Consider the following 18,858-nt stretch of genomic DNA (forward strand, 5'->3'; position numbering starts at 1 on the left):
AAGAGATAAATTTATCAAAAATAAGCATTATTCATTTTTACCTTTCTTTTTAAAATATCAACAAATTAATTTCTTTAATTTAAAAAAAAGAGTATATTTACTCTTTTTTTCTTTACCACAAACCAGAAAATGTTCCTGGAGATATATTCTCAACTGTTCCACTTTCAATTTCTGAAACAGTAGATGATACATATAGTTCCCAACCCATGCAGAATGCATCGATTGTATCATCATGTGTTCCATCTTTGCCATCCACAAAATTAAGCAATTGTTCTTCCAACTTATAATAATGAGAATTGTATTGTTTCTTATATTCTTCATCCAAATTAGAATATGGTTGTTTTATAAAGACCTTTCCTTTTTCAAATTCTGCTGAAAATTGATAGAATCTATCATACTTCGATTTAGAAGTAACTATTTTTTTAGTTGGAATATTATAATTTTCATTAACCAAATCATATAAGAATTTCTGAAAAGCATTAGATTCAATGCCAACCCTTTTAGCCATATTCCATTTTAAATACATTTTATTAATCACCTTTAAAATATTAGAAGCTTGAGGTTTTCCTACATATATGTCAAGAAGATATATATTATTTAAATCATCAATTCCAACAACAGCTATTACCATGTCATCGCTCTTATCTTTTCCGGCAGATGCCAAGTCGCAACCAATCCAGACAGATTTTATGAATATTTTTTTGACCTTACATTCCTTAAAAGACTCTTTCTCATCTCTATATTCTTCAGAAATTATTTTTGTAACATAAGCTTTCCCATTCTCAACTCCACTGTCTCGATAATATTGGATATCTTTCGACTTGAATAAGGTTCCACCATCATTAAAAGTTTGCATAAGATATTGCATTTTCCAACTTCTTGTATCAATAGCCTTAGCTTCCATCAAGTCTTCCCATTTTAATTGAACTGGGTCAATACTTCTCTGCTCACCTGTTTTCTTATTAAGAATAATTGCAGGAAGAATTATTTGATGATATTTTTTAGCCATAACAGGATTTTGCCTTAAATAAACATAGAAATCATTAGGATGCCAAGGCGTTCCGATAAATCTAAATATCTTAGGTCCTGTTTGAACTATTGCCTTCTCAAATACAGAATGGAACCTATTTTTAAGCTTATTCCTTTTCTGCTCAGTATCACTATTCAATTCGCTAACAATATCATCAAAAATCCACTCATCCATGTGTGTTCCCATTGCATTAGTGGATTGCATAGAAAAACAAGATACAGTCTGCTCCTTGTATATTTTGTCCCTTTTAAGCGAAAACTTAGAGCCAGACCACTTATCTCCTCTTATATCTCCGAAAATATCCCAAATTGGTGACATATCTTTCTCAAAATATTGTTTCAATTCCATAGAAAATGCTTGTGCACTTGTGTAGTTAGCTGAAACAACACCAATTCTGATATTTCTGTATTTTAAAATCTTAAACAAAACATAAGAGGTTGTTAATAGATAAGATTTACCAATTCCCCTCGGAGCCATTGTTAATGTGCATCCATGCTGAAGAGTCTCATTCATTGCTTTGAAATGCCAATCAGAAAGCCTCATTTTCATTATATATCGACAAACAATTTCCCAAGTTGTAATATCCGGAATAGCTTTCGATTCTATTAAAAATCTTAGCTGCTTGTCTGTCAGAGGATTTTTTTCTTTTTCATCATAAAATAACATTAAGCATCATCATTGTTATCAAAAAAATCATCAAGAGAATGGGCTTTTTCTTGGCTATTAATTGCTATTTCTTGAGCAATATTTTTTAATAGATTTAGTTGTTCTTCATCAGAAATGATTTCAGTTTGAACCTTTATAACATCATCAACACCCTTAATTTTATCCTTATAATCTTCAAGAAATTTTAAGAATTGAACTATTGCTTTTTCATCCTTGAACCCTGATTGTGATAAGTTATCAAGTGTTAGGTCTATTATTATGTTCGCTTTTTTAATAAATTTTTTAGAAAATTGTAAATCTTCTGCTAAGAGTTCATTTTTTATATCATTCTTTTTCTCATCAATATAATCTTTTCTTAGTTGAGACCAATTTTCATTAGCAGAAATTTTTGAAATTAGACTGTAAGACATAATTTTTTTACCAGTATCAGTATCAATATCATTACATATTTCTTTTAGGCTTCTTCCTTTTAAAAATTCTTTAAAAGCATAATCTTTCTTTTGTCTACTGTTCATAAAATCACCTACCCAAGCACTTGCAATAAATGAGGGATTTGTGGAAAAATTAATGATGCTGCACCAAGGATTATTGCTATTGCAGCGATGATAAATGTTATTTGGGTTTTTTTCATAAACTCAATCTGTTCATTGATTTTCTCATTATTATTCTCATTAAGCTGAAGAGTTCCCTTAAGAAGTTCATCGGTAATATCCTTTACAATTGTCGCTGTGTCATTTTTGGCCATAAAAAGTATAATTTGGTCATTAAGCTGCTTAATTTCGCTATTTAAGGTATCAATTCTCTTGTATAACTCTTTTTGATTATTTTTAGATACTTTAATCGAAAATTTGATGTTTTCAATTTCATTTTTTAAATTATCAATCTCATTTTTTAACTCAATAATTTTTTGTTCCACAAAAATCACCTCTAAAATCAAAGGGGTTTATAACCCCTTTTTTAATTTGTTTTTATTTTTTTTCAAAATCATTGACACTTAATCCAATCAACTCTATTAATTTATTAGCTATGTCAATTGCGTACTTAACAATTGCAATAGCAGTAATACCATTAATTACCTCTACGCCTGTAAACCCAAAAATTTCGAGTTCTGGAATAAAATGAATTGATACATATAATCCGACAAAACTAATTAGTATAATTCCGCTTTTGTATAAGCCATTAATTAACGCTTGTTTATCAAAAATCTCTTTTAAGTTAGCAAGCGTGCAACCTTGCAATGTATTAATTAGCATAACTAATAATAATGCTAATATCATATATATTTGATTCATATTAACTAATCCTCCTTATCTATTTTTTTAATTTACCATCTTTTAACAAATTCAATAATTTTGTATTTTGAGAAGCAGTACCAGTATAATTACTAATACCATTAATCTTAGCAATCTTAGCTCTGTTATCATAAGAATTATCAACACCAATTGATTTTAAAGCATCAGAAATTGAGTTGCTTGAACCAGTATATTTTGGATAATAATTAGTAGTAGATGTAGAAGTCTTTTTCAATTTACCATCTTTTAACAATTTCAATAATTTGGTATTTTGAGATGCAGTCCCTGTATAGTTACTAATTCCATTAATTTTAGCAATTTTAGCTCTGTTATTATAAGAATTATCAACACCAATTGATTTTAAAGCATCAGATATTGAATTACTCGAACCAGTATATTTTGGATAATAATTAGTAGATGTAGATGGTTTAGATGGTTTTTGTGTTTCTTGTGAATAATCCACATATTTGTCAAATTTTCCACATTTACTCCATTTTCTTTCATTCAACTTAGCAGAATTCTTATATGGAGACCCAACACAGTATGTTTTTTGAATCCCATTTTCCCATTTTGGCGAAGATTCTACAACCACACCATTTCCTACATAGATACCGATATGTCCTTCCATCCAAACAAGCCAACCAGTTTTTATCTTTTTAAAATTAGTAGTTACTTCAGAACATCTTGAAATCATAGTGTTAGCATTAATATCAGGAACACCATTGCTTGCATATATTCCTTTTTCTGGATACCCCCATAAGATACCCTTAATCAATCCCGAACAATCACATAGTGTATATATTCCATTCTTAGCGTTCATGAAGTTACCCCATCCATATAATGTTTTAATTTTTTCAACTTCAATTGCTTTCTTACAAAAATCATTAACTTTCATCTTAGCCATTTAAAATCATCTCCTTATATTTCTATTTAATATATTATATTTTTCTAAATTCTATTTATGAAAAAGCTAACAAACTTATTTTAAAAAAAGAAGCATTATGCTTCTTCTTCAAAATCAGATTGTTGAGATTCTGGGATACCACAATTGGCATAAGAGTATAATATTCCACTACCAGCCTTTACCACCAATGGTTCTTCTTTCAAGATATCAAAAATAAATATCTTGTTCTTATAAACTCCAAGTCCTTTTTGTCCATCGATAATAAAATCTGTCAATTGTCTGTTATAATTACTGAAATTTGGATAGAAGTATTCAAATTTTTCTGTTACCTTATTGAAACAAATAGTGCCTGCTTTAGATGCATAAAACAAATCATAATTATAACCAGTATGAGTAATATATATTGCATTTTCTGTTTCTCTAACAAAAGTTGGTCGATATGCTGGTATATCATCATAATTAGCTCTAAAAGTTGGTCCTGTTCCATAAGGACAATATTTTTTCCAAGGGTTTAAGCTATCCTTAAGAGATATGTCATTCAAAATATCAGTTTTTTCAATTGTATAATCAGAATTAATCTTATAACAAGAACAGAGTGCTTGTTCAGAATATTTAGCACTCCCGAAAATAAATAAATAATTATTTATAATCTTTGAAAATTCAGCTGTTAAATTAACTGTATAACTATCATATGTAATTATATTTTCTGCATCATCGATAGTGCCAATCATTATACTATTCTTATTCCAATAGCCTATAATAATATGGTTTTTGTCGATGAAATCAAAATTTGAACTAAAATATCCGCCAAAATCTGAATAATAAGATGGTAATTCAATTTTATTTTCAAACTTATATTTTGAGCTTTCTTCATCAAAATTGATGTCATAAAAAACCAAATTTAATGCTGTTATATCATTTGTTTTGTTAAAAATGTATCCAATTCTATCAAATTCTTTTGTGATGGCAATGTCATTTGAGAATATTGAGAAGTTTTCTGTTAGCCATGCACCATATGAACTATCTTTAATAACAACTTCATCATCAACACTAATTGCCCAATTTTCTGTATTTATCGAAAGTAGAGCACTTTTAGCCTCTTTAGTAGCAGTATAATATGTAACATTAATTAATGGTTTATCTTTAGCAATTTTAAATCTAATATTAGTGATGTTATCAGGGATTGCTAAACCAAGTTCGCTAATTTTGACATAAATATCTTCCTCAATCGATTTGTTTGTAACAAAATGGAAAATTGAGAATCCTTTCTCATGCTCACTTTGATAATTTCCGACATAGATAATATATCTATCAGTTCCTGGAATCTTGTTCAAAAACCAAAGTGGTCTCCTTAATTCATGGTTATTAGTTACATTAGTAGGCCAGAAATCAGTAATTTCATAGAAATATTTAAAAAAATCTCCTTTTAATACAGTCTTATATTCTCCAATATTTGGCTTATAATCATCTATTGTTTTATCAACATATGGCATATATCTTTCATCTCCTTCCTCTATTGTTAGATAATTCTTAAGTTCAAGTTCTTGATTAGTGACATATTGTTTTAATCTAACATCAATATCAGTCTTATTATAATAGTCTACTAATTTTTCATTAATTAAATTCTCTACTTCCTCTTTTGATATATCTCCACCACCACCTGATGGCAAATCTTGAATTGCTTGAGCAATTGCATTGTTGACATAATCTGATGTTGCATAATCACTCAAGTAAGTTTCTGGAACCTTAGAGAAAGTATCAATTATTGCTTGGTATATTGTATCTCTGAAAGCAATATTTTCATTAGAAATATCATTTTGAAGTTCTTCGATAGCATTTTCAATATCTCTATTTGAAGCAAAATCTTGGATGTCATTTCTTACAACAATATCATTATCTGACAGTCTTGCTAATTCTCCATTTTTTGAATAATAAATTATAAACCCAGAATATTGATAAATGATGATTGTGAAGTTAATTAATCCTGATATTTTCTTGCCAACCAAAAGAACACCATTATCAATACCAGAAAGTTCTCCAATTGATTGGTCTTTTTTGGAATATAGTATTCTAACATTCTCAACATAATAAGAGCCATATTGTAATTCATCAATATTTAATTCTGTATTTTTAAATTCTAAAATTGGTTTACCTTCCAAATCAGTATAATTACCACTCTTAGCAACATTAGATAATTCTGAATCTAAAACATATCCAGATAAGTCAACTTCTGGTATATTTTGAATTGCATCTTCAACAAATTTTTCAGTAGCGAGACCATTAGTAGCATCATTGATGGAATTATTGACAAATTCTTCTGATGCAAGATTTTTAACAGCATTATCTACATATTCTTCAGAAGCAAGCCCCTCAGTTGAAATCGAACCAACCTTAGAAGCTATGTCTTCAGTTACTTCTTGATAAGTCTTTCCATCAAATCTTTCAGCATCTTTAACTTTGGTTAAAAGCTCATTTCCAACAATTTCAGAATCAGAAAGAGAATCTACTATTGTTACTAAAAAGGCACCGCTTGTTAATGAATTATCAGAATTATTAAGAGTTATTGTGAAATAATTCTTTCCAGGCTTACCATTAATTATTTCTGAAGGTATTTCTATTAATATTTTTCCAACATCCTCAAGTTTAGTAATCCCAAGTTCTTGTATTCTTTTTTCTCTGTTTGAAAGCTGCCAATTTAAATTAATATCAATATTCTCAAGATTAATAGGAGTCATATTTTCATCAACTAAAATACATTCGATAAAAGCAGTTCCTTGGTCATTTTGAGTAAACCATATATTTAAGTCTTCTGCATCTTTAACAGGATTGGTATTAAATATATCTGTTCGATAAAAATCGATATTTTCAATTTTGTATTTTTTTTGCATAAAAATCACCTCTCTAATATATATTTTATTTTTTTTCTAAAAAATAATGAAAAAATAAAGTAAAAAGAGATTCATCAAGAATCTCTTTTTAGATATATTAAATGGAGGCTACTTATTAAGAACAAGAATTAATTCTCATTCTCATTATTATATACCAATTTCAAAATAATATAACTAATATTCGACATTTTTAAATCAATTTCATTTGAAAAATGCCTTCAAAAAAATCATCTTTAGTTTTTTCTACATCATTTTCTAAAACATGTGTGGCAGTAATATAAGGAGTAGATTTGGATAAAAACATTCCTTGATTAATAGATTCACCATATTTATCTAAATCTTCTGGATATTCATTCCTAATAACACCTTCTGTTGTTTCTAAAAAAATATACTTTCCTAAAATTCCTCTTGTTGAAATTATTGAACCATTGATGATTTGTCTTGATTGGTTAAAAGTTTCCAGTTCTAATCCATCATTTTTTATCTTGTAAGTTAAAAAATAATAACTATCGACTGTATTAATTGATGTCTTACAATTAATATATAGATATTCATCATCACAAGCTATTGCTTCAACTCTTTCTAAATTGTATCCGAAATCAGATACTTCCCATATTATCTCCTTTTTGACAAAATTATATCTTATAATCTTATAATTATCATTTTCTTTAATAATAGCATAAACATCTTCCATACCTCCATGATATGTTACATTATATGTTGAGTTGATTGATGCGTCTTTAAAAGGTAAGTTTTCATGCTCGATAAAGTTCCAATTCTCATCATACCAGAATAATTTTTCTGATGTAAAACATGCAAACTTTCTTATTGATGCTATATAAACTACCTGCATCACTTCTTGATTATTAAGATTAACTTCTTCCAATACTATTGGATTTTTAGCGGCATTTAAAGTGATGTCTATATTTTCTTTGTCAAAAAAGTTAAGATATAGCTCTAATATTGTATTTTTTAGCGATTTACTTAAAATATAAGCCTTAGCATCACCACTTGTATTATCTGTGATTAATATCTTGTGTCCATGTTCATTAATAATAGGTGATGCATGCTCTTCATTAAATTTAGCAATTCTCTTAGGGGCATAACATCTACCATCAGGGGAATTCATACCTGTTATTATCATTGAATTAGTTGAAGTTTGAATATGACTAATATGGCCATTAGATACATTGTAATCAAACTCATACCTGTATTGTAATATTCCAGATAGTCTATTAATATTACACCCTGTTATATCAGCAATTCCTTGAGTATATGGAAGATATGGACTTTTTTCCTGACTGTATAAGTTCGCAAAACCAATCTTAGGAGTATTAGCTGTTGTTAATCCTTGATTATCACCATTATCCACCACCAAGAATGAACCAAATGAATTAATACCTTCAGTTTTACTATCAGATGGTAAAAGCATATTTAATACCATATCTTGGAAAACTCTTGGATTGATTTTTTGATTTTCACATTCATCTTTATCTTCAAAATCAAAATATATCTTGTATATAATCTTCGCAGAATATCCAAGCGGTTTTGAAAATGATAAGGTTTCACCAGTACCACCATCAATAATAACATCTTGAGTGCATGGGAAAATATGATTATTATAGAAATATCCTGAGTAAGTGTCATAGAAGATATTGTATCCCAAATGATTCATTGGATACAATCTTTCTCCTGACTCTGCTAATGATGTATGCGTAAAACTGTTAATTTTAACAAAGCTTAAATCATCACTGATTCCATATATATCTGTTCGCTTAGTTTGCATTGATGTTACATTATAGTCATAAACATAGATTATTAAATCTGAGCCATCTTTATAAATATGCGACTGAGGACCATATATTGTATTGCCAAAATCTACTGTTTTGATAAATGATAAATCATCTGATTTATAAATTCGAAGAACTCCACCAGACATAACATATGTATAACCATTAATACATGCTATATCAGCTACTAAATCCTTATAATCTACTTCTTTTGTCAATTGAATATCACCATTAATATTAATTTTAGATATTTTCCAATTTTCTGTTATTCTGTCTCGATGAAGAATGACAAAGTAATTTCCATTAGTTTCGAAACTGCCAATATCAGTATCAATAGTTCCAGATATTGGTATATTTTTTATCTCTTTAAATGAATAAATACTATTAATATCAGGACATATCTTATATTGATAAATTCTGTTTTGATACATTCCATAGACAAAACCATTTCCAGATGAACCAAGTATTGCATTTCTTGGAGGTTTATTAGATGGTTCACAGACTTGTATCAAACCATGAAATCCACCATCAACAGATGATTCACCATGATTACCACCATATAACCAGATTGTATTGAATTCTTTCAGAATCTTAGTTGCACCCCACTTAAATTCAAAAGTGAACTCTCCATCTTTTGATAGAATTTCAGTAGTATCTGGATATCCTTGCATATCATATATTCCACTAACCTTGTTATATAATGATGCAAAACCAGCTATATTTCCCATATAGCAAGGTAAATATGCATTCTTAGGTATTTCACTATTAGTTAATAAAACTCCACCAAATGGGCTTATTTCTCGCTTATGTGCATTAGTTCTAATTAATTGTTGTCTACACATATCCCATATATAGTTAATATTAAGGGTATTTTCTTGAGATACATCAGTAATTACATTACCTTTATCATCTTCTATAACAAGTCTACATACTCCTTTTACATGATTTTTAAAATTATTTTTTAAACTATTCATTAAAATCACCTTCTATTTTATTAAATTGAACATCAGTTATAATAGCCTTATTCATTTGCACAGTAACCGAATTTGAGAAAATATTAGCTTTTTCATTACCCAAATCAAAACTTTCATCATCATTTTTAAAAATATCCCAAAAAGATTTATTAACACTATTCTCATCTCTCTGGCTTAATTCCAATTCTTTCATGATTTTTCCTGCAGCACCATAATCGACATCACTAACAGAATCAACACAGAAGATTAGATTTTCTTTATCAACCAATTCTGGTTTATATGTGTTCAAATAACTATCGAATCTATGATTATGTCTGATTTTGATAAAATCACCAATATTAATATCTATCGAACCATCTAATAGTTTACACTCAATTTTCAAAACAGGTGCACCATACTTAGCGATAAGTTGGTCTCCATACATTTTGAGATTCTCAACTGTGTCGAGTTTTGAATTATCTTCTTCTCTTTCAACAATACCATCACTTCCATTAAGTTTTGACAACCTTTCTTGTTCAGTCTTATTTTCAATCTGATAAATCAAATCTCCATTTTCATCTAAAAAATTATCATCAATAACATAATGTTCTCCTGCTCTTGCTCCATGTAAAATTAGGCGATTAAAATAGTCCTCATTTGAAATCTCGATTGAAAAATCTTCTGATAGGAAATGTCTATTCTTATCAATTTGGCTATTTACATCATCGACAAAAACAAATGGTTCATCAATGATTGAATAATTAGCTATCCCTCTGTCTACATAGAAGACTTTTTCTTTTGAAATGTACCAATGAGATTTAGTTTTTTCTGCTATGAAATCCATAATTTCTGTAAAAGTTTTTAAATCTTTTACATCTTCAGAATCAATTTCCTTAGTATGTAATCCTGTTTGTATGTTTTTCTTATCAACAATAATACCTTTTGGTTTAAGATATTTTTCTGCTAAATCATATATTGCTAACTCCATGGCATTAAGGTCAGGGTCTGGATTGTTTGGAGATATTTCCCATTTTGCAGAAATTCTCGAACAATTTTCTGTATAGCTCTGAGTGTCGATTTCTATTTCATAGAAGATGTCATTAATGGATTTATCAAAAACATCTGCTTTGATAGAATATAAAATCGCTCCATAGACAATGTTGTCATTTTCATCAAGCAATTTAACTTCTCCAAATTGTGATTGAATTAGAAAATCAATATCATGTTGTTTTAATGGAGTTAGTATAAAACTAAAATCATATTCATCAGAATTATTAACTTCAAGTTCAATACTTTCACTTTTTAAAAAATGCATATAATCAACATTATTAATTAATAACTTAGTGTATTTCATATGAAAATCCCTCCTATAGATTTTAAAGTTAAATTTTTTCAATATTTTTTCATATTAATATTATATTTTTTTAAATTAAAATAATTAAAAAAGCTTGCTAATTTGCAAGCTTAAAATCTTCTTGATACTTATCAACAATGAACTTATATAGGATATGATTAATTTCTAAGATATATTCAATATATTCTATTAAGATAGTTGTCATGTGCAATAAAAAATTAACATAATCTTCTTCAATTGCATTTTCAATGCTACCATATTTTGCCGAAAAAAATATTAAGGCTTTTCTAATTTCTCTCTGTAAGCAGCCAATATTATAACTAACAAAATGGTTTTCCCATTCAGAAACACTGTAATTTATGTAAAAATTTTCAAAAAATATTTCATAATTAAACACAAAAAATTCAATATCAGAACTAATTTTTTTTAAATATGAAAAAAATAAATCATTATTATTTTTTTGTAAATTTCTCAAAATATAAAATCTTGACAAAACATAAGCTCTAATACATATTTCATAAGATGAGTTTAAAAATTGAGTTTCCCAAGTGTTTAAGTTAATGCATTTATACACATTGCCAGATAACACCACATTTTCAGTTAACCCAACTGGATTCTCGATATTATTTTTAGAATCTAATATTTTCTGGGTATCGCATGTATATATTCTTGGCAATATTTTTATTTCATTAATTTCAGATATTTTAAATTTTAATTTCATGATAATTTTTCCTTTCTAAAAAAACACACAAGTATTTATATTGCTCTCGCAAATCAAGCTAATCTGCTATTCAGTTTTGTTATTTTTTTGTTTAATGAACAAAAATGATAGATGGTATACTAATAGAACAATCTATATTAAGTAAGAAATAGCACTATCTTTTTTTAATAGAAAAAGGCAAGAACCGGTTTAAATTGTTCTTAAAACATAATATCATCATCTTCTTCAAAATTATTTTCAATAATTTTAAAAACTTGATTATCATCTGGTGTTAAATTTTCAATAAGAAAATTAAAAGAATTGAATATGTCTTTTATTTTATTAAAACTATATTCAGATAATAGATATTCCATTTGGTTAAATAATTCGAAATATGATAAGTTAAACCACTCAATGCATCTTAATCCAACATCATTGAGGTAAATAAGTTGAGAACCATTTCTTACATAGTTAACAAAAGCGATAATAGTAAAAATGTTTGGGTTGTTTAATATTTTTTCAATTTCAAAAAAATCAAATCCATTATTTTGTAAATTATTTACATATTTAGCAAAATTATCAACATTAGCCAACTTGTAATATAATTCTGAAAATTCATTGATGAAATTTTCGAATTCTTTTAAATCATTTTCAATAACCTCTATATAATCTTTTGTGTATTTATATATTTTTTTTGTATACATATATATCTCCTCCTTAATTTTTAGTATAATTTCCCAAAAATTTTGAGACAACAAAAAAACACTATTTAATATAGTGTTTTTAAAATTATTTAGCCCATCCTTGTTTCTTTCCAACCTTAGAAATATAATCTATTATTTCTTTTTCATTTTTGACTCTATTGATTGTAAAATTATTTTCAATTATTTCAGTTTTTCCAGCTTGATATGTGTTAACCTTGTTCATATTATTCATCATTGAATTCCATTTTGATAAATCTGAATTACTTAGATTTGATAGTGCTTTTAATTCACCTAAATTGGAAGCATCAAGTCCAGCTATATAATTCAATGCATATCCTGATAAGTTTGAATTGCCAAGCAAATTATCTCTAACTTTAGCCCATTGGTTAGTAATAGCTAAATTATATTGGGCTGTTTTTAACAAATCAGCAGAATTAATAACCTTGTATGTCATTTGTTCAAACTTAGCGGAAATATCATTAAATGAATCAGCAGTTTCTTCTAATGAAGATTTTAAATCATCCCAAGTCTTTCTATTATCATTCAAACTATCTGTTAGACTATCAACACCATCACCTGCATTTTCAGCAGAATCACCTATATCATCAATTCCATCTGCAATAGTGTCTCCACCTGAGAAATCCTTAGAAATATCATCATACGCACCAGTTGCCATATTTTCAATCTCATTTGATGCATCTTCCATTCCATTTGAAACACTATTAAATGGGTTGAATTCGAGACCATGGTCATTATAATTCTTTTCTGATAAGTCTCCCATTTCCTTACCAATTTTAGCCGACCATCTTGCACCTTCTCCAACCAAATCGGCAGCACCTGTGATAAAAGTTCTTTTTACTTCATCAAATTTCCAACCAAGACCATCCATGCCGATTAAATCTCCAACAGCATTAACAATACCTCCAATTCCATTGACAAAGCCAATAATTGCATTACTCATGGCAATTAACACAGTATCCACAATTTTCAAAATTGCATAAAATGCTGTGGCAACAATTCCGACAAGCAACATTAATACTGAGCCTATTGCGTTTCCTGCTACATCAAAATTCTCATATAAGAACCAAATCAAATATGCAACAAATAATATGTATCCACCAGTAGCCAAAAGTTTCATGTCAAAATTCTTAAAAAATCCAATAGTGTTTTTAACAGGGCTTTTTAATAAATTAAACATAGGAACAAGAGACTTAAGACCAATCTTAACAATAGAAGCAGCACCATTCAAAATAACCATAACAGAAATTAATGTTAACAACACTGCAATTAATCGAACAACAGGAGCAGGTATTGCATTGATTATAGCAGTTATTACATTGAGTGCACTTGCAAATCCTGTTAAGATAGGGCTTAATTTCTGTCCTAATCCAACCATAGCGTTTTTAAATTTATTAACCGCAACTGTCCATTTTTGAAATGGTGTTTCCATTTTTTGGTCAAATATATCATCAAGAGCTCCTCTTGAATTTTTTAAATTATCAAGAGCTTTCCCATATTTATCAATATCTCCTGCAAGTGCATCAAATGCATTTCTACCTCTTATTCCACCAAATAATTTAGATATGTAATCACTATTTCCTCCTGTTTTTTTCATAACTTCCTCAGTGAAACCTTTTACACCAAGCTTATTTAAATTTTTCATCGAAAAATCAAGATTTAAAGTTTCTTTAGCCCATTTTTTTGTTGCATCTGAGGCACTATCTACTTGTGCCAAATAATTAGATATAAAAGTTTGTGATTCTTCCATACCTATACCTTGAGATGTATATACTTCTCCCATAGCTAAGTATTCTGATAACTTTATTTTACCAGAAGTAAGATAAGATGCATTTCTTTTTAAGCCTTGTGCTAATGCCTCTATATCAACTCGACCATAATCAGTATTAGCTTGAGTTATGTAGTCAGCAACCTGTCCAAGTTCATTTACTTGTAAACCGATAGAATTTTTAATTGATGTTAATACACCTGTACTACTTTCAATAGAAGAATTGTTAGCAATACTAAGTTTAGAACTTAAATTCATAAGTGTTTCAATTTCATTTGATGAAACATCATTTGAGAAAGCATCATTTGATGCAGATATAATCTCGCTAACATCTATACCACTATCACCAGATAATTTAAAAATATATTTAGAATATATATCATATTCTTTGTCAGACATATCTGCTAAAATTTTTGCATCCAGCATATCATAATCAATCTTTGCAGCATCTGCAGCAACATTGACAATAGCATTGATTGTATTCATCCCAAAGTAGGCACTGATTGTATTAAATGCATCATCAAGAGAACTATTATCAACTTCTGCTTTAACAGGAGCAGTTGTTGTTCCTAATGATTGATTATTCATATTCTTAATATCATTGGCTATATTTTCCATTTCTTTTTTTACATTTTGTAAAGATTGTAATGCTTTTTGTGTATTAATTTCAAAATCAACACTAATTGAACCTACATTGTTCATGCTTAATCACCACCTATTATTAAAACAGAGGATTATATTAATCCTCTATTATTTTCTTTTAATTTTTTCAAAAGTTGTATCAAAATCTGGGTTAGCTACATCTATTAACTTAAGATACAGTTTTAAAACCATATCTTGTCTTTTAGAAAGAATTGTCTCATTCATTCGACCACTTGGAAAGGCTCTTGTCCCATCTTCAAGATAAGCAAGTTCGCATATTGTCTTTCCCATAAACTCAATATTATTATTTAGTTTTTTCATTTGTTCGACAAAATTACTCTGTTGTTTCATAGTCATCTGTCTTGTATATATTTTCAATCCAGACAAATTAGCTACATATGTAAGAGGGAACATTTCTTCAAAAGGAATATCCCAATCTTCAATTTCTAAGATTTCATCTTTTGGTGTTTTATATAAATCAACAATATCTATACCTAAGTCCTTATGTTTATACTTAGAACCTTTAACAATTGGTTTTTCAATTTCATTAATTTCATTAATATTTTCTTTTATATTTTCAACATTATTTTTCATAAAATTTCCTCCTTGTTATTTATTATTATGTCTTTTATTTTTGGAATATACCTGATATTCCTCGCTAATGAAATCAAGTAAATGATAATAGTTAATCAATGATACAAAATTACAAAAAAGCATTTGGTCAACATCCTCAAGAGTAATTCCGAGCTTATCAGCGATATAACATTTGTTAAAAATAGTAGGTTCTATATCTTTCTGATAAATTGTTGAGAAATCCTCATCGGGGTCATTTACTTTTTTTTTATTTCTTCGAAATCAGGATTATTTAGTCTTAAAACTTCATTAGTGATAATCGATGCTATTTCATTATCAAAATTTTTGACTGTGTCAAAATCTGTTGGAGATAATAATCTTCTTCCATCCTTGTCACATAATGATTGAATTAAGGCTGTAATTGTCAAATCTGTTGTTTTAACATCTTTTCCTTCTTTAATAGCCTTATCATTTTTTAAGGCAGCAGAAGCTATCGGTTCATATTCCTTAACTGTCAACTTTCGAATGTAAAAAGTTTCTCCGACAGAATCAATATATATTTCCTTAATATAATTTTCGAGAATGCACTTGTCGAAAATACTACCTTTTGGATAAGTCAAGCTCATATCATTTTCACTCCTTATTATTATTTTTCTATATATTATATTTTTTTATTTTAAAAAAATAAAAAACATAGTAGTTATTTACCATGTTTTTGAAAATATTTTACCCTAATGAAAATAGCATAGTTAATGAATATATTAATATCAAAACCTTGTTTTTTTAGAAAAATTAATTCATCATAAACTTCATCAGTTAAAGTCATTGACATTCGCTTAACATTATTACCATATTCTTTTAGTAATATTTCTAAGAAATCATGATTGCATACTGTTCTATTAAAATTAACATCATTTCTGTATAATGAGTTTTCTAATAGAACACTGACAGCTTTTGATAAAAAAATATATATATATCTTTTAGTTCCCCTTGTCTTGTATTCAATTTCCTTAAATTCATCATATAATTCAGGTAATAAATATATTGTTATTCTATTTTTTTCAGTCATTCTTACACCACCACCTTTATTAATTATATGCACCACTTTTTATAATTATAACAAAATATTTTTGCTTTTTTTATAAAAATAAGTCTAAATTTAATATTTTAACTTTTATTTTAAATTTTTGATTATTTTTGTTATTTTTTTATCTTAACATGTTGACATAATTATTATTTGTTATTATTGTATAATCATAAGCTTGAGATACAATTAAAATTGTATTGGTTGTAGGAGGTATTTTATGATAAAAACTTAAAATTATATAATTCTCTTTATTTTGATAACCTCATAATATTTTTTAAAATAAAAAAAGGAGAATAAAAATTATGGAAAAATTAAATAAATTAAACAATCATAAGATTACAATTAATGATGGATTAGTAAAAAAGGATATTAAAATAGAAGATTCAATTGCTAACTATCTTAAACAAGTTGACTTGGGATATATTGCAAGAGGTAAGAAAAGTAGCTCTTCTCATATTAGCTCAAATTCAAAAAACCGAAAAAATTCCGATATTAAAAAATTTCTAAAATTCTTAAATAATAAATTTCCAAAAATTAAATACACCTATCAAATTACACCTCATATAATCTTAGAATATTACAATTATTTACAACAATATAAAACATCTAAGGATAGATTGCTTTCTAACAATTCAAAACGCTCCTATATGAGTAATGTGGTGGTATATCTCCAATATGCGTATAACCAAGGAGAAATTACAAATAACACTCATAATTATATATTAAGCAAAAATTATCTTTCTACTAATCAAGAAATGAGAATAGAAAGTAATAATACAGGATATTTATCTAATTTTAACTTATGTCAGATTTTTAAAAATCTTGAAAAAACAAATGGAAAACCATTATATCTAAGAAACAAGTTACTTCTTGATATGTTATGTCTTGGTCTTAGAGCTAATGAGATTTTAGAGGCAAGATGGAGAAATTATGATTGGAATGACCATACATTGTTTGTGAATCATAAGAAAGTTGGGAAAAAAGATACCATTTATTTGCCCAAAATGGTAAGAGATGATATCAATACTTATTATCACAGTTTGTCAGACTATGACAGGCACCCTAATTCCTTTATATTTAAGCCTGATTTCTTTTCAGTAGCAGGTGATAACAATAAGCCAATGACCTTGCAATCATTGAATTCATTGATTTCTTCATTAACAGAGGGAATGGTTGATAATAATGGAAACAAGATTACATCAAGAACTTTCCGAAAAACTTTCACTATCTTAAATCTAAAGCTTGGAACCCCACTTCCCTTAATACAGAATTATACTGAACACAATATTAATACACTGAGTCAGCATTATTCAGAATACATCAACAACATGGAAAATGAACCAGCTCAAAAAATAGAAGAATATTTTAATTTCATAAAATCTGAAAAACCCTTGGCAGAATTCAGAGATTCTAACATTAAACATGAAATCACAATTTCTGATGTCTTAAAAAATGAAAAACTAATGGAAGAACTCAAGAATATTTTTAAGTATATAAACTAAAAAACAGTAGTATGATTACTACTGTTTTTATTAAAATCATAAATTTTAAATTGATGTAAAAAAGGTTGTTGTATCTATTGATACAATTTAAAAATATTTGTGATTTTTAAAAATATTTTCCGAAAATTATAGTAAATCAACTTTTTGAGACATTATTTTTGAATTATGGTTGAATTATCACTGTATACAATAAATAGATATTTAAATCCATCCAAAATATTGACAGGCATATTCAATACCATCTTCATAACTTGCTTTTGTAATAAAGCTCGCTTTATCTTTCAATTCTTGACAGGCATTTCCCATTGCAATTGATGTCCATTCTGGTTTAAACATAATCAAATCATTATAATCATCCCCAAAAACGACAACATCTTCAGCTTGACCATGCACATACTCTAACATTTTGAAAATTCCTTCATCTTTAGCATCATGCTGATATGTTAAATATTCTTTCATAAAACGAATATGTCCAATTGAATCAAGAAGTGTTAATTCATGTTCATGTTTTTCATCCACAGCAATATAAATTTTATAATAATCTTGAATATCCTGATAAGTTAATGATGAATCAAAGAAATATCTAGTTGGTTCTTTTCTATATCCAACCTGTTGAATAAATAATTCATCATTCATAATAACATCAATACTATCATTAGGTGAAATAAGAAGTCCAAATCCTTTTTGATGAGCTTCCTGACATAACGCAATAGCTTTTTGACGATCCAAAGGTTTATTTTCAATAAGCTGATCATTCATTATAATAGCAGCGCCTCCATTACTTACAATATGGTGAAATCCTGCTTCTTTCGCAAATTCTTTTGTTTTATAATAAGCTCTTCCTGTCGCAATACATACAAAATGACCATTGTCCTGTAATTTTTTGATTGTTGTTTTTGCACTAGGTATCAATTCACCTGTTTGCTTATTTGTAAGTGTTCCATCTATATCAAAGAAAAAATATTTTTTATTCATAACCATCACCTT

The 18,858-nt window shown here is 27.7% G+C and carries 16 protein-coding genes; 1 reads left to right on the forward strand and 15 read right to left on the reverse strand.

Annotation, left to right across the window (positions count from 1 at the left end):
* Positions 1–112: 112 nt before the first annotated feature.
* From B5E87_RS00235 to B5E87_RS00300, 14 genes are all read right to left on the reverse strand, one after another.
* Positions 113–1,696, reverse strand: a complete 1,584-nt coding sequence (locus tag B5E87_RS00235) for a phage terminase large subunit family protein (RefSeq protein WP_087242791.1) — start codon at positions 1,694–1,696, stop codon at positions 113–115.
* Positions 1,696–2,211, reverse strand: coding sequence for a hypothetical protein (locus tag B5E87_RS00240; protein ID WP_087242793.1), 516 nt, complete (start codon positions 2,209–2,211; stop codon positions 1,696–1,698). Before B5E87_RS00240 ends, B5E87_RS00235 begins: the two co-directional genes overlap by 1 nt.
* Before the next feature lie 8 nt (positions 2,212–2,219).
* Complete coding sequence (locus B5E87_RS00245; RefSeq protein ID WP_087242795.1) at positions 2,220–2,612, reverse strand: hypothetical protein; 393 nt, start codon at positions 2,610–2,612, stop codon at positions 2,220–2,222.
* Between the two features lie 52 nt (positions 2,613–2,664).
* Complete coding sequence (locus tag B5E87_RS00250) at positions 2,665–2,988, reverse strand: hypothetical protein (protein ID WP_087242797.1); 324 nt, start codon at positions 2,986–2,988, stop codon at positions 2,665–2,667.
* A 19-nt stretch (positions 2,989–3,007) separates the two neighbouring features.
* The gene (locus B5E87_RS15345) at positions 3,008–3,892 is read right to left on the reverse strand and encodes an NlpC/P60 family protein (protein WP_241147092.1); all 885 of its coding nucleotides are present in this window, start codon (positions 3,890–3,892) and stop codon (positions 3,008–3,010) included.
* Between the two features lie 95 nt (positions 3,893–3,987).
* Positions 3,988–6,780, reverse strand: coding sequence for a BppU family phage baseplate upper protein (locus B5E87_RS00260; RefSeq protein ID WP_087242799.1), 2,793 nt, complete (start codon positions 6,778–6,780; stop codon positions 3,988–3,990).
* Between the two features lie 190 nt (positions 6,781–6,970).
* Positions 6,971–9,544 carry a hypothetical protein gene (locus B5E87_RS00265; RefSeq protein WP_087242801.1) on the reverse strand — a complete coding sequence of 858 codons (2,574 nt, stop codon included), beginning with the start codon at positions 9,542–9,544 and terminating at the stop codon, positions 6,971–6,973.
* On the reverse strand, positions 9,537–10,877 hold the full coding sequence (locus tag B5E87_RS00270; protein ID WP_087242802.1) for a hypothetical protein: 1,341 nt from the start codon (positions 10,875–10,877) through the stop codon (positions 9,537–9,539). Before B5E87_RS00270 ends, B5E87_RS00265 begins: the two co-directional genes overlap by 8 nt.
* 97 nt (positions 10,878–10,974) lie before the next feature.
* Positions 10,975–11,598 (reverse strand): hypothetical protein, encoded by a 624-nt coding sequence (locus tag B5E87_RS00275; protein ID WP_087242804.1) that lies wholly within the window; start codon positions 11,596–11,598, stop codon positions 10,975–10,977.
* A gap of 200 nt (positions 11,599–11,798) precedes the next feature.
* On the reverse strand, positions 11,799–12,281 hold the full coding sequence (locus B5E87_RS00280; protein ID WP_087242806.1) for a hypothetical protein: 483 nt from the start codon (positions 12,279–12,281) through the stop codon (positions 11,799–11,801).
* Positions 12,282–12,366: 85 nt separating this feature from the next.
* On the reverse strand, positions 12,367–14,769 hold the full coding sequence (locus B5E87_RS00285) for a phage tail tape measure protein (RefSeq protein WP_087242808.1): 2,403 nt from the start codon (positions 14,767–14,769) through the stop codon (positions 12,367–12,369).
* A 48-nt stretch (positions 14,770–14,817) separates the two neighbouring features.
* A complete protein-coding gene (locus tag B5E87_RS00290; protein WP_087242810.1) occupies positions 14,818–15,303 on the reverse strand; it encodes a hypothetical protein in 486 nt (161 codons plus the stop codon).
* Between the two features lie 236 nt (positions 15,304–15,539).
* Positions 15,540–15,908, reverse strand: a complete 369-nt coding sequence (locus B5E87_RS00295; protein WP_087242812.1) for a hypothetical protein — start codon at positions 15,906–15,908, stop codon at positions 15,540–15,542.
* Between the two features lie 74 nt (positions 15,909–15,982).
* Positions 15,983–16,351, reverse strand: a complete 369-nt coding sequence (locus tag B5E87_RS00300) for a hypothetical protein (protein WP_087242814.1) — start codon at positions 16,349–16,351, stop codon at positions 15,983–15,985.
* Positions 16,352–16,671: 320 nt separating this feature from the next.
* On the opposite strand from B5E87_RS00300, the gene B5E87_RS00305 reads away from it, so the two are divergent.
* A complete protein-coding gene (locus B5E87_RS00305) occupies positions 16,672–17,871 on the forward strand; it encodes a tyrosine-type recombinase/integrase (protein WP_087242816.1) in 1,200 nt (399 codons plus the stop codon).
* Between the two features lie 201 nt (positions 17,872–18,072).
* Here the strand turns inward: B5E87_RS00305 and B5E87_RS00310 are convergent, their stop codons facing one another.
* A complete protein-coding gene (locus B5E87_RS00310; RefSeq protein WP_087242818.1) occupies positions 18,073–18,846 on the reverse strand; it encodes an HAD-IIB family hydrolase in 774 nt (257 codons plus the stop codon).
* Positions 18,847–18,858: the final 12 nt, after the last annotated feature.

Source organism: Massilimicrobiota sp. An142 (genome assembly GCF_002160725.1).
Classification (GTDB): domain Bacteria; phylum Bacillota_I; class Bacilli_A; order Erysipelotrichales; family Coprobacillaceae; genus Allocoprobacillus; species Allocoprobacillus merdigallinarum.

Excerpts from the sequence above, each read along its gene's own strand:
- B5E87_RS00235 (WP_087242791.1), bottom strand. The coding sequence starts at position 1,696 with ATGTTATTTTATGATGAAAAAGAAAAAAATCCTCTGACAGACAAGCAG.
- B5E87_RS00240 (WP_087242793.1), bottom strand. The coding sequence starts at position 2,211 with ATGAACAGTAGACAAAAGAAAGATTATGCTTTTAAAGAATTTTTAAAA.
- B5E87_RS00250 (WP_087242797.1), bottom strand. The coding sequence starts at position 2,988 with ATGAATCAAATATATATGATATTAGCATTATTATTAGTTATGCTAATT.
- B5E87_RS15345 (WP_241147092.1), bottom strand. The coding sequence starts at position 3,892 with ATGGCTAAGATGAAAGTTAATGATTTTTGTAAGAAAGCAATTGAAGTT.
- B5E87_RS00260 (WP_087242799.1), bottom strand. The coding sequence starts at position 6,780 with ATGCAAAAAAAATACAAAATTGAAAATATCGATTTTTATCGAACAGAT.
- B5E87_RS00265 (WP_087242801.1), bottom strand. The coding sequence starts at position 9,544 with ATGAATAGTTTAAAAAATAATTTTAAAAATCATGTAAAAGGAGTATGT.
- B5E87_RS00270 (WP_087242802.1), bottom strand. The coding sequence starts at position 10,877 with ATGAAATACACTAAGTTATTAATTAATAATGTTGATTATATGCATTTT.
- B5E87_RS00275 (WP_087242804.1), bottom strand. The coding sequence starts at position 11,598 with ATGAAATTAAAATTTAAAATATCTGAAATTAATGAAATAAAAATATTG.
- B5E87_RS00280 (WP_087242806.1), bottom strand. The coding sequence starts at position 12,281 with ATGTATACAAAAAAAATATATAAATACACAAAAGATTATATAGAGGTT.
- B5E87_RS00285 (WP_087242808.1), bottom strand. The coding sequence starts at position 14,769 with ATGAACAATGTAGGTTCAATTAGTGTTGATTTTGAAATTAATACACAA.
- B5E87_RS00290 (WP_087242810.1), bottom strand. The coding sequence starts at position 15,303 with ATGAAAAATAATGTTGAAAATATAAAAGAAAATATTAATGAAATTAAT.
- B5E87_RS00295 (WP_087242812.1), bottom strand. The coding sequence starts at position 15,908 with ATGAGCTTGACTTATCCAAAAGGTAGTATTTTCGACAAGTGCATTCTC.
- B5E87_RS00300 (WP_087242814.1), bottom strand. The coding sequence starts at position 16,351 with ATGACTGAAAAAAATAGAATAACAATATATTTATTACCTGAATTATAT.
- B5E87_RS00305 (WP_087242816.1), top strand. The coding sequence starts at position 16,672 with ATGGAAAAATTAAATAAATTAAACAATCATAAGATTACAATTAATGAT.
- B5E87_RS00310 (WP_087242818.1), bottom strand. The coding sequence starts at position 18,846 with ATGAATAAAAAATATTTTTTCTTTGATATAGATGGAACACTTACAAAT.